Consider the following 11,946-nt stretch of genomic DNA (forward strand, 5'->3'; position numbering starts at 1 on the left):
ATTTCTCCGGCGTTCTGCTTTTTCACGAGGCGGCGATCCGCTCCACGCCTCGCTGCTCGATGCTGCTCGCTGACCTGAAGCTGACCTGAAGGAGAGCGATGAAGGACCAGATTCCCGGCTTTCTGTTCATCGACCACATCGCCATGGCGGTGCCCGCCGGGCAGCTCGACGCGCAGGTGACGGCCTACGAGCTGCTCGGCTTTCGCGAGGTGCACCGGGAGGAGGTCCGGGGCACGGATCAGGTCCGCGAGGTGATGCTGCGCGTCGGCGACAGCGACAACCACATCCAGCTCCTCGAGCCCCTCTCTCCCGAGTCTCCCGTCCAGAAGCTCATCGACAAGAACGGTGGACGCGGGGGCTTCGCCCACGTCGCCTACCGGGTCGGCGACGTTCAGGCCGCCTTCGACGAGCTCAAGGCGCGGGGCTTCCGCATCATCGACGCGGCGCCCCGGCCCGGCTCCCGGGGCACAACGATCTTCTTCATGCACCCGAAGTCGCGCGAAGACGCGCCGTTCGGTCACCTCATCGAGGTCGTGCAGGCCCATGGATGACAGGCTCTTCGCCGAGTTCGCGCCGGTCGCGCTGGAGACCTGGAAGCAGGCGCTCCAGCGGGATCTCAAGGGCAAGACCGCGGACGATCTCTCCTGGGCGAGCGCCGAGGGGCTCCTCGTGCCGCCGATCTTCGGGCCGGACAGCCCCCCGCTCCCCGCGGCCGAGGGCGGACCGCTCGTTGCGTCGCTCGTCGCCGAGCTCCGGAGCGGCGCGCCGGAGCTGCGCTTCACGCTCGGCTGCAGCTACTTCTTCGAGATCGCCCGCCTCCTCGCCGCGCGCCTCCTCGCCGCGCGCCTGCGGCCGGGCGCCACCCTCACCGCCGTCATCCCGTCGGCCGCCGTGCCCGGCGACGAGCAGCACAAGAACCTCCTCCGCGGCATCGTGGCGATGATGGCGGCCGTCGCCGGCGGCGCGGACGACGTCGTGATCACCCCGCCCGAGCGCCTGCTCGGCAACGCCCGGGTCATCCTCCGCGAGGAGGCCCGCTTCGAGGCCGAGGGCAGCCCCGCCGCGGGCTGCTGGTACATCGAGCAGCTCTCGCAGAGCCTCGCCCGGGCGGCGATGCGGCAGCTCGATGACACCGTGGATCTCCCCGCGCCGGCCGCGGCCCCGCAGGACACCGCGCCTCCCGAGCACCTCGGCTTCTCCTCCGGCATTCCGCCGTTCCTGCGCGGGCCGTATACCAGCATGTACGTGGTCCGCCCGTGGACCCTCCGCCAGTACGCCGGGTACTCCACGGCCGAGGAGTCGAACGCGTTCTACCGGCGCAACCTGGCCGCCGGGCAGACGGGGCTCTCGGTCGCCTTCGACCTCGCGACCCACCGCGGCTACGACTCGGACCACCCGCGCGTGGTCGGCGACGTGGGGAAGGCCGGCGTGGCCATCGACACCGTGGAGGACATGAAGATCCTCTTCGACCAGATACCGCTCGACAGGATGAGCGTGTCGATGACCATGAACGGCGCCGTGCTCCCCGTCATGGCGTTCTACATCGTCGCCGCCGAGGAGCAGGGCGCGCGGCCCGAGCTCCTCTCCGGAACCATCCAGAACGACATCCTCAAGGAGTTCATGGTCCGGAACACGTATATCTACCCGCCGGCGCCGTCGATGCGGATCGTCGCCGACATCTTCCGCTATACGGCCGAGAAGACGCCGAGGTTCAACTCGATCAGCATCAGCGGCTATCACATGCAGGAGGCGGGCGCGACCGCCGAGCTGGAGCTCGCCTACACGCTCGCCGACGGCCTCGAGTACCTGCGCACCGGCATCGCGTCGGGCATGGATATCGATGATTTTGCCGGTCGATTCTCGTTCTTCTTCGGGATCGGCATGGACCATTTCACCGAGATCGCCAAGCTGCGGGCGGCGCGGCTGCTGTGGGCGAAGATCGTGAAGGGGTTCCACCCGAAGAACCCGAGATCGATGGCGCTGCGGACTCACTGCCAGACGTCGGGCTGGAGCCTCACCGAGCAGGACCCGTTCAACAACATCACCCGCACGGCCATCGAGGCGCTCGCGGCCGTGCTCGGCGGCACCCAGTCGCTCCACACGAACGCCCTGGACGAGGCGCTGGCGCTCCCCTCGGACTTCTCGGCCAAGGTCGCGCGCGACACGCAGCTTTTCTTGCAGAGGGAGACCGATGTCTGCCGCGTCATCGACCCGTGGGGCGGCTCTCACCACGTCGAGCGCCTCACGGAGCGGCTTTCGCGGAGCGCGTGGCGGTTCATCCAGGAGGTGGAGTCGCTGGGCGGCATGGTCAAGGCCATCGAGAACGGCCTGCCCAAGCTGCGCATCGAGGAGGCGGCGGCCCGCAAGCAGGCCCGCATCGACGCGGGCCGCGACATCATCGTCGGCGTCAACGCGTACAGGCTGGAGAGGGAGGCGCCGCTCGAGCTCCGCGAGGTGGACAACACCGCGGTGCGCGAGACGCAGGTCGCGCGGCTGGTCGCGGTGAAGGCCGCCCGCGCGGAGGCCGCGGTGGGCGAGTCGCTCGCCGCGCTCACCCGCTGCGCCGCGACGGGCGAGGGGAACCTGCTCGCGCTCGCCGCCTCTGCCGCGCGCCGCCGCGCGACGCTCGGCGAGATCTCGGGCGCGCTGGAGCGCGTCTTCGGCCGCTACGAGGCGCCTGTCCGCACCGTCAGCGGCGTTTACGGCGCCGAGATCCGTGAGGCGGGCGCGGGTCGCGAGGTGGAGGCGCTCGTCCGCGAGTTCGCCGCCCTCGAGGGCCGCCGCCCGCGCATCCTCGTCGCCAAGATGGGTCAGGACGGGCACGACCGGGGCATGAAGGTGATCGCCACCGCCTTCGCGGATCTCGGGTTCGACGTCGATATCGGCCCCCTCTTCCAGACGCCGGAGGAGGTGGCCCGGCACGCCGTCGAGAACGACGTCCACGTGGTCGGCATCTCCTCCCTCGCGGGCGGCCACAAGACCTTGGTGCCCCAGCTGATCGACGCGCTCGGGGCGGCCGGCCGCGGGGACATCCTTGTCGTGGCGGGCGGGGTGATCCCGCCGCAGGATTACCGTTATCTCGAGGAGCGCGGCGTCGCCGGCGTCTTCGGGCCAGGGACGGTCATCCCCGACGCCGCGGCGCGGATCGTCCGTACGCTCATGGACAGGCTCTCCTCGCAGGAGGCTCGCTAGGTTGAAGCCGGGTCCGAGACAGCTCGTCGACGGCCTCCTCGCGGGCGACCGCGCGGCGCTCGCGCGCGCCATCACGCTGGCCGAGAGCGCGCTCCCCCGCCATCAGGAGCTCGCCGAGGAGGTCCTGGAGCTCTGCTTGCCTCACGGCGGCGGCGCCGCGCGACTCGGCATCACCGGCGTGCCCGGCGCCGGCAAGAGCACGTTCGTCGACGCCCTCGGCGTGCACCTCGTGCGCGAGCGGCAGGAGACGGTCGCGGTGCTCGCGGTCGACCCCACGAGCCCTGTCCACGGCGGGAGCATCCTCGGCGACAAGACCCGGATGCCGCGCCTGGCCAGCGATCCGCGGGCCTTCATCCGCCCGTCGCCGTCGGGCGGCTCGCTCGGCGGCGTGGCGCGGGCCACGCGCCAGGCCATCGTTCTCTGCGAGGCGGCCGGCTACCGCAACATCCTGGTCGAGACGGTCGGTGTCGGGCAATCCGAGGTCGCGGTCGCCGACATGACGGATTGCTTTCTGCTCCTCCTGCTCCCCGGGGCCGGCGACGAGCTGCAAGGCATGAAGCGGGGCATCATGGAGCTCGTCGATCTCGTGATCATCAACAAGGCCGACGGCGGGAACGAAGGCCGGGCCGCGCGATCGCGCCGCGATTATGAGAGCGCCTTGCACCTGTTCCCGCCGGCGCCTCACGGCTGGACGCCCGTGGTCGGCGCCTGCTCGGCCCAGGAGAACCGCGGCGTCCGCGAGGCGTGGGAGCTCGTGCTGCGCCACCGCGCGCACATGCAGGCGAGCGGCTGGCTCTCGCGCCGCCGGGCCGCGCAGGCGCGCCGCTGGCTCGTCGAGCTCATCGAGGGGCACCTGCGCGAGACGTTCCTGCGCAGCGCCGCCGTGCGCGCGCGGATGCCCGGGCTGGAGGGCCTCGTCGAGGCCGGCGCGCTCAGCCCGCTGCGGGCCGCGCGGCAGCTGCTGGCGGCCTGGGATCCGGCCGGAGAGGGCTGACGATGCGCGACGTCTGCTGGCGCTGCCGGCGCCCCGGTTCCGTCTGTTACTGCGCGCTCCTGCCCTCCTTGCCGACGAGGACGCGGGTCGTGCTCCTCCAGCACCCGCGCGAGCGGCGGGTGGGCATCGGCACGGCGCGCATGACCCACCTGTCGCTGCCCAACTCCGAGCTGCACGAGGGGGTGGTCTTCGAGGAGGACCCCCGGATCGCCGCCCTCGCCGCCGATCCGACGACGGCCGTGCTCTATCCCGGGGGCGACGCGCACCCGGCGGACGGGGCGCCGGTGCGCTCGCTCATCGTGGTCGACGGCACGTGGTGGCAGGCGAGGAAGATGCTCGCGCTGAACCCCCGCCTGGCCGCGGTGCGCCGCATCGGCGTGACGCCCCGGGCCCCGGGCAACTACCGCATTCGCAAGGAGCCGCGCCCCGAGTGCCTCGCCACGGTCGAGGCGGTGGCCAGCGCGCTCGGCGCGCTCGAGGGCGAGCCCGCGCGCTTCGACGCGATGCTGCGGGCCTTCGAGTTCATGGTCGACCGGCAGATCGAGCACCAGGCGAAGAGCGACGCCCCGCGGCGGCGGCGCGCGCAGGCCGCCCCGCCGCTCTCGCCGCTGCGCCCCTACCTCGCCGATCCGGCGAGGGTCGTGCTCGTCGATGGCGGCGCCAACGCCGGGTGGCCGGCAGCCGCCGGCGCGGCCGAGCCCAGGACCGAGCTCGTGCACCTCGTGGCCTGCCGCGCGTCGGGCGAGCGCTTCGAGGCGTTCCTCCGCCCGCGTCGCCCGCTGGGCGAGAGCGTCGCGCACCAGCTCGAGGTGCCCGAGGCCCGCCTGCGCGACGGCGAGGACGCGGGCGCGGCCGTGGCGCGGCTCCGCGCCTTCGTCGGCCACGGCGGCGTGCTGGCCACCTGGGGCGCCTTCACGGTGGACCTGCTCGCGCAGGAGGGCCTCGGGCGCGCGCCGTTCCTCGACTTGCGCGACCTCTGCGCGCGGCACCTGCGACGGCGGCCCGGCGGCATCGCCAACGGGGCGCGGGCGCTCCAGGCCGGGGAGCCGGCGGCGCGGGGCAGCGGGCGGTGCGGGCGCACGGTGGGGTGGCTCGAGGTCGTCCTCGCGCGGCTCCTCGACCTCGCGCGGGACGAGGGCGTTGCGGCGCCAAGCCCTGCATGAGATGCTCCGGCCGTGGCATTCTCCCGGCTGCGCTGAGCTCGGCATCCTCGTCCTCCCTCTAGCCCCGGCGCGGCCGGAGCGACGTGGCGAGCGCGCGGGTGCCTGTCCGTGCCCTGTCTTCCTGGGATCCCCCCGCAACATGGAAGACCGGGGCGCGGAGCCTCACGCCCGGCAGCCTGGAAGGAACACGCCACGCACGCCTGAACGGTCGTGAGCTCGCGCCGCGAGTCTTCCCCATGCACGCGCGCCGTCGCCTGGCTCGACGGCGCGCGAAGAGGCTCGCGATCATGACCGAACGTACAAGCACCCCGTCTCCGGCTCCTTCCTCCTTCGCGCCGATCGACTCCGTCGGCGCGCTCCTCGATGCGGCGCGCCGCGAGGGGCTCCGGCTCGTCACGTCGCACGCCGACCTCGACCAGACCGGGCTCGACTTCCTCGTCGTGCACGCCCACGACGAGGAGGGCGTGCCGTGGGTCGTGCGCACGCCGCGCCGGCGCGCGGTCGTCGAGTCGGCCCGCGTCGAGGCGCGCGTGCTGGCCCTCGTGCGCAAGCACCTGCCGGTCGCCGTGCCCGACTGGCGCGTGCACACCGACCAGGTGATCGCCTATCCACGGCTCGGCGACGTCCCCGCGGTCTCGGTGGATCCCGAGGCGGGTGTGCGCTGGACCCGCGTCGATCCGGCGGCGCCCTCGGCGGCGTTCATCGCGTCGATGGCAGAGGCCCTGGCGGCGCTGCAGCGCGTGAGCGCGGCGGCGATCGAGGCGGCGGGCGTCCCCGCGAAGTCCATCGATGACGTGCGCCAGCTCCACGCCCGGGCCATGGACGAGACGCGCGCCGCGCTGGCGCCGCCGGACGTCCTGTGGGCGCGGTGGCAGCGCTGGCTCGCGAACGACGCGGTGTGGCCGCGCCACCTCGCCCTCGTGCACGGCGACCTCCACCCCGGGCACATGCTCCTCGACGAGGGCGGCCGGCTCACCGGGATCCTCGACTGGACCGAGGCCCACCTCGGCGATCCCTCGGTCGACTTCGCGCTCTTCGCCGGCGCCTTCAGCAAGGCCGCGCTGGACGCGTGCATCGCGCGCTTCGAGGAGGCCGGCGGCACGACATGGCCCGGCTTCGCGGCCCACGCCGCCGAGCGCTGGGCGGCGTGGCCCGCGCTCGCGGCGAAATGGGGGATCGAGTCGGGCAACGAGGGCGTGATCGCGTACGCGCGCTCGATGCTCGACCAGCTCGCGTCCGAGAGCGGGTGAGCGGCCCATGTTAGCTGGAACCCACGAAAATCATTGAGATTTTCCACCTATTTCGCCGCCTCCAAGTTCGCATGACAGCGCGACCCGGCCCTGGGTAGCCTCTTGCCCATGCGCGGAGGACACGACGCGGAGGCCGGGGCGGCGGATCGCGCGCTCGTGCTCGTGCTGCTGGGCGCGTTTTTCCTCGTGTCGCCGGCGCGCCTGCTCTGGGCGCGCGGCCCGCTCGCGGTGGCGGCCGTCTTCGCGGTGTGGGTCGCGCTGATCGCGCTCGCCTGGCTCGCGACGCGCGCCGACCGCGGCGACGCCGGCCGCGGCGACGGCGCCCGCGGCGAGCGGGAGCCGCCGCCGTGATCGACATCGGCGTCCTCCTGTTCGCCACGGTGGCCTGGCTGGCCGTGCTCGCCGCCATCGCGCTCGCCGCGCAGCGCGAGCGCATCCCCCGCGCGCTCGCGCGGCACCCGCTCGTCCTCGCCCTCTCGCTCGGCGTCTACGCCTCGTCGTGGACCTACTACGGCGGCGTCGGCTTCGCGCAGCGCCACGGGCTCGTCTTCCTCGCCGTCTACCTGGGCCCGACGCTCGCGTGCGTGGCCACGCCGCTCCTCTGGTCGCGCGTCCTCCACATCACGCGCGAGCAGCGCCTCTCCTCGCTCGCCGACCTGCTCGCGTTCCGCTTCCAGAGCCCCGCCGCCGGGGCGCTCGTCGCCGCGTTCTCCCTCGTCGCCAGCGTCCCCTACGTCGCGCAGCAGTTCCGCGCGACCGAGCAGTCGGTCCGCGTCTTGTCCGGGCCGGGGCACGAGGAGGCCGTCGGCGCCGTCTTCTGCGTGCTGCTCGCCCTCTTCACGGCGTTCTTCGGCGCCCGCCCGTCCGCCGAGCAGGGGCGCGAGGACGGCCTCGCGGCGGCGGTCGCCTTCGAGTCGGCGGCGAAGCTCGCCGTGCTCGCGGCCGTGGGCCTCATCGCCGTGCTCGGGGCGTTCGGCGGGCTGAGCGGCCTCGCGGGCTGGCTCGGCGATCACGCCGCCGAGGTCGAGGCGCTCGCCCGCCCCGTGCGCGAGGACAGCGGCTGGACCTCGATGCTCGTCATCAGCTTCGCCGCGGCCTTCCTCCTGCCGCGGCAATGGCACCTGGCCTTCGCCAGCGTCGCCGGGGACCGGGCGCTCGCGAAGGCGGCCTGGGCCTTCCCGCTGTTCCTGCTCGCGCTCAACCTGCCCGTGCTGCCCATCCTCTGGGCGGGGACCCGCATCGCCCCGACCGAGCCCGCCGACAGCTACGTGCTGCTCGTGCCCCAGCTGCTCGACCTGCCCTGGCTCGCGCTCGCCGCCTTCATCGGCGGCATCTCCGCGGCGAGCGCCATGGTCATGGTCACCGCCGTCGCCCTCGCGAACGACAGCGCGACGCACCTGCTCCTGCCGCTCGCCCGCAGGACGCTGCGCCGCAACGTCTACGCGCGCGTCCTGTGGATGCGGCGCGGGCTCCTGACCGCCATCCTCGTCGGCGGGTGGCTCTTCCACCGCGCGCAACCGCACCGCGGGCTGCTCGTCGAGAGCGGCATCGTGTCGTTCATCGCCTTCGCGCAGCTCCTGCCAGGGCTCTTCGCCGTGCTCTTCTGGGAGCGCGCGACGCGCGCGGGGTTCATCGCCGGGCTCCTCGCCGGCATCGGGATCTGGACGGCCATGTGCCTCGCGCCGCTCCTGCCCGGCATGCCAGGGCTCGATCCGGCGTGGGTCGATCTCCTGCGCGAGGGCGCGGACCACGGAGGCCGCGCCGCGCGCGCGGCGTCCCCGGACACCTGGTCGCTGCCGACGTTCGTGTCGCTCGCCGTCAACGGCGCGACGCTCGGGCTCGTCTCGCTCCTGCGCCCGCCGGCCAAGGCGGAGCGCGAGGCGGCGCGCCTGTGCAGGCGGCGCGAGATCGGCCCGTCGGTGGAGCGCGCGACCGTGGCCACGAGCGTCGGCGCGCTGGAGGAGCGGCTCGCCCGGCTGCTCGGCCGCGAGGCGGCGGGCATCGAGGTCACGCGCGCCCGGATCGAGCTCGACATCCCGCGCGACGAGACGCGCCCCACCGAGCTCCACGCGCTGCAGGAGCGCCTGCACCGCAACCTGTCCCCGCTGGTCGGCCCGGTGCTCGCGAGGACGGCCGCGGAGGAGGAGGAGGCGCACGCCCCCGCGGCGGCGCCGCGTGGGACCGTGAGCGGCGCGCTCACCGAGGAGCTCCGGTGGCTCGAGCGCCGGCTCGCGCGCGGGGAGACGCGGCTCGTCGGCGCGGCGCGGGAGCTCGACCTCCTGCGGCGGTGGCTCCGCTCGGTCCTCGCGCAGCTGCCGCTCGGGGTCTGCGCCGTGGGCTCCGACGGCGCGATCAGCCTCGTCAACCGGCGCCTCGAGGCGCTCGTCGGCGTCGAGGAGCGCGACCTCGTCGGGGCGCCGCTCGACCGGCTGCCGGCCCCGTTCGCGGAGCTGTTCGCCCGCGCCGTGCGCGCGGCGTCCGCCGGCGAGGCCGGCGCGGGCGCCGAGGAGATCGAGGCGCACGTGGCCGGGCGCGCGCGCTCGCTGCGCGTGCACCGCGCCGCGCTCGACCCGCTCGACGCGCGCGCCGCCTCAGGGGGCGTGGTCTTCCTCGTCGAAGATCGCACCGAGCGGCGCGCGCTCGAGGCGCAGCTCGCCCACCGGGATCGCCTCGCCCAGATCGGCCGCCTCGCCGCGGGCGTGGCCCACGAGGTCGGCAACCCGCTCACGGGCATCGCCTGCCTCGCGCAGAACCTCCGGGCCGAGGCCGACAGCGACGAGATCCGCGCGCGGGCGGGCCTCATCCTCGGCGAGGCGGCGCGCATCGAGGCCATCCTGCGAACGCTGCTCGAGCACAGCCGCACCGGCGCCGTGCCGTCGCCCGGCGAGAGCCCGCGCGCGCGGGTCGGGCGCGTGTCGCTCGCCCAGGTGGTCGCCGAGGCCGAGCGGCTGCTCCGGCTCGACCGCGCGGCGCCGCACGTCCTCGTGGAGCAGGCCTGCCCGGAGTCGCTCGTCGTCATCGGGGATCGGCGCGAGCTCGTGCAGGTCTTCGTCAACCTGCTCGCGAACGCCCGCGACGCCTCCGGGGCCGGCGCGACCATCGCCGTCCGGGGGCGGCTCGAGGCCGGCGAGATCGTCGTCGAGGTCGAGGACCACGGCAGCGGCATCCCCGAGGAGCTCCTCGCCGCGGTGCTCGAGCCGTTCGTTACGACGAAGCGCGATCCGAGCGGCACGGGCCTCGGCCTGCCGCTCTCGCGCTCGATCGTCCAGGATCACGGCGGCACCCTCACGCTGCGGAGCGCGGTGGGGCAGGGGACGACGGTCGTCGTGCGGCTCCCGCTCGCGGGCGCGACCGGGGCGCGGCGCGGGCCCGAGGCGGCGCCATGAGCCCGTGCCTGCGCGCCGACGACGAGAGGGGCACCTGGAGCGCTGCTGGGTGTTACCGATCGTAACGGAGCGTCATCGCACGAGCCGGCCTACGTGATTGGCCGGTGACGGAACGGGTATTCTCTCGGCTCTTTGCGTGATATTCGGATCCTGGAGAGCTGGAGACGGAAAAGCGGGGTGACATGGCATCGCACCACGCGTTGCCGTGCGCTGCCCGGCCTCTCGTCCTCCGCGCGCGACGGTCACGCCGTCAACGCCGTCGCGCGCGGGGGACGAGAGGCCATGAACGACACCGTGGCTCTCTCTCCACGGCTCGACGCCGGCCCTAGGCCCGACTTCAGCCCTCCCGACAAGCGCTGGAACTCCTTCGAGGAACCGCTCCCATGGCACAGACGTCTCCCGAAATCCTCGCCGTGAACCCCACGAGCAGCGCCAGCAAGGGCGCGCGTGAGGTCGTCGACAGCCGCACGCTCTGGAAGGTCATCTTCGCGTCCGCCGGCGGCACAATGATCGAGTGGTACGACTTCTACATCTTCGGGAGCCTCGCCGCGATCATCTCCACCCACTTTTTCCCGAAGGACAACCCGACAGCGGGCTTCCTGCTGACGCTGGGCACGTTCGCCACAGGCTTCGTGGTCCGTCCCTTCGGCGCGCTCGTGTTCGGGCGCATCGGCGATATCGTCGGTCGGAAGTATGCGTTCCTCGTGACCTTGCTGCTCATGGGCGGCGCGACGGCGCTCATCGGCTTCTTGCCGACGTACGACAGCATCGGGATGCTCGCTCCGATCGCGCTCGTCCTGATCCGGCTCGTGCAGGGCCTCGCGCTCGGCGGCGAGTACGGCGGCGCGGCGGTGTACGTCGCCGAGCACGCGCCCGACGAGAAGCGCGGCTTCTACACCTCGTTCATCCAGATCACGGCGACCCTCGGCCTGTTCGTCTCGCTGGCGGTGATCCTCGGGACCCGCCTGCTCCTCGGCGAGGAGGCCTTCAAGGAATGGGGCTGGCGCGTCCCGTTCCTCCTGTCGGTCCTCCTCGTCGGCGTGTCCTTCTACGTGCGTGTCCGTCTCAAGGAGTCGCCGATCTTCGCCAAGCTCAAGGCGGAGGGGAAGACGTCGTCCGCTCCCATCAAGGACAGCCTCGGCAACAAGCGCAACTGGAAGGTCATCCTGATTGCCCTCTTCGGCGCCACGGCCGGCCAGGGCGTGGTCTGGTACACGGGGCAGTTCTACGCGCTCTACTTCCTGCAGAACACGCTGAAGGTCCCGTTCATCACGGCCACGGTCGTGATCGCCGCCGCGCTCGCCCTCGGCATGCCGTTCTTCGTGTTCTTCGGCGCGCTCTCGGACCGCATCGGCCGGAAGAAGATCATGCTCGCGGGCAACCTGTGCGGCGCGATCGGGTTCTTCCCGGTGTTCTGGTTGATGAAGCAGAACGCGGACAGCCCGGTCATCCTCACCGCGCTCGTGTTCGTGCTCGTGATCTTCGTCACGATGGTCTACGGCCCGATCGCTGCCTACCTCGTCGAGGCCTTCCCTGCGAAGGTGCGCTACACGTCGCTCTCGATCCCGTACCACGTCGGCAACGGCGTGTTCGGCGGGATGCTGCCGCTCATCGCCTCCTCGGTGACGGTCGCGACCGGCAACATCTACGCGGGTCTCCTCTACCCGATCGGGGTGGCGCTCATCACGGTGGTCGTCGGTGGGATCTACCTGAAGGAGCGGAGCGACGTGCGCATCTGGGACGAGCTCGATCACGCGCGCGAGTCCTGACGCCTGGAGGCGACGCCTCGCCGGACGGCGCGCCGCCGCGCGCCGTCACCCCCGCCTAGCCCGAGATGACCGAAGCGGACCGCGCTCCCGCGGGACCGCAATGCACCCGCCGAGATCGGCGGCATCGCGTCGCAGCGCGCTCGATGCCCATCCGCGCGCCATGCGCGCTCGCGAACCCGCGTGTCGAGGACA

Annotated in this window: 8 protein-coding genes; all 8 read left to right on the plus strand. The window is 73.1% G+C overall.

Going from position 1 to position 11,946, the window contains the following annotated elements; all coding sequences use genetic code 11:
* Positions 1-98: 98 nt before the first annotated feature.
* The 8 genes from WMF28_RS13225 to WMF28_RS13260 all read left to right on the plus strand — a co-directional run bounded on the left by WMF28_RS13225 (position 99) and on the right by WMF28_RS13260 (position 11,754).
* Positions 99-551, plus strand: a complete 453-nt coding sequence (locus WMF28_RS13225; protein ID WP_437602550.1) for a VOC family protein — start codon at positions 99-101, stop codon at positions 549-551.
* The gene (scpA, locus tag WMF28_RS13230) at positions 544-3,192 is read left to right on the plus strand and encodes a methylmalonyl-CoA mutase (RefSeq protein WP_437602551.1); all 2,649 of its coding nucleotides are present in this window, start codon (positions 544-546) and stop codon (positions 3,190-3,192) included. Before WMF28_RS13225 ends, scpA begins: the two co-directional genes overlap by 8 nt.
* A gap of 1 nt (position 3,193) precedes the next feature.
* Positions 3,194-4,186: a methylmalonyl Co-A mutase-associated GTPase MeaB gene (meaB, locus tag WMF28_RS13235; protein ID WP_437602552.1), complete on the plus strand. Its 993-nt coding sequence runs from the start codon at positions 3,194-3,196 to the stop codon at positions 4,184-4,186.
* 2 nt (positions 4,187-4,188) lie between these two features.
* Positions 4,189-5,349, plus strand: a complete 1,161-nt coding sequence (locus WMF28_RS13240) for a DTW domain-containing protein (protein WP_437602553.1) — start codon at positions 4,189-4,191, stop codon at positions 5,347-5,349.
* Between the two features lie 287 nt (positions 5,350-5,636).
* Positions 5,637-6,599, plus strand: a complete 963-nt coding sequence (locus WMF28_RS13245) for a macrolide 2'-phosphotransferase (RefSeq protein WP_437602554.1) — start codon at positions 5,637-5,639, stop codon at positions 6,597-6,599.
* Positions 6,600-6,707: 108 nt separating this feature from the next.
* The gene (locus WMF28_RS13250; RefSeq protein WP_437602555.1) at positions 6,708-6,950 is read left to right on the plus strand and encodes a hypothetical protein; all 243 of its coding nucleotides are present in this window, start codon (positions 6,708-6,710) and stop codon (positions 6,948-6,950) included.
* Positions 6,947-9,985, plus strand: a complete 3,039-nt coding sequence (locus WMF28_RS13255) for an ATP-binding protein (RefSeq protein WP_437602556.1) — start codon at positions 6,947-6,949, stop codon at positions 9,983-9,985. Before WMF28_RS13250 ends, WMF28_RS13255 begins: the two co-directional genes overlap by 4 nt.
* A 383-nt stretch (positions 9,986-10,368) precedes the next feature.
* Positions 10,369-11,754, plus strand: coding sequence for an MFS transporter (locus WMF28_RS13260; protein WP_437602557.1), 1,386 nt, complete (start codon positions 10,369-10,371; stop codon positions 11,752-11,754).
* Positions 11,755-11,946 lie beyond the last annotated feature (192 nt).

The organism is Sorangium sp. So ce590, assembly GCF_051521365.1.
In the GTDB taxonomy this organism is placed as follows: domain Bacteria; phylum Myxococcota_A; class Polyangia; order Polyangiales; family Polyangiaceae; genus Sorangium.

What these genes read in the sequence shown, in the direction of transcription:
- scpA (WP_437602551.1), top strand. Translation starts at nt 544, where the DNA reads ATGGATGACAGGCTCTTCGCCGAGTTCGCGCCGGTCGCGCTGGAGACC.
- WMF28_RS13260 (WP_437602557.1), top strand. Translation starts at nt 10,369, where the DNA reads ATGGCACAGACGTCTCCCGAAATCCTCGCCGTGAACCCCACGAGCAGC.
- WMF28_RS13225 (WP_437602550.1), top strand. Translation starts at nt 99, where the DNA reads ATGAAGGACCAGATTCCCGGCTTTCTGTTCATCGACCACATCGCCATG.
- WMF28_RS13245 (WP_437602554.1), top strand. Translation starts at nt 5,637, where the DNA reads ATGACCGAACGTACAAGCACCCCGTCTCCGGCTCCTTCCTCCTTCGCG.
- WMF28_RS13240 (WP_437602553.1), top strand. Translation starts at nt 4,189, where the DNA reads ATGCGCGACGTCTGCTGGCGCTGCCGGCGCCCCGGTTCCGTCTGTTAC.
- WMF28_RS13250 (WP_437602555.1), top strand. Translation starts at nt 6,708, where the DNA reads ATGCGCGGAGGACACGACGCGGAGGCCGGGGCGGCGGATCGCGCGCTC.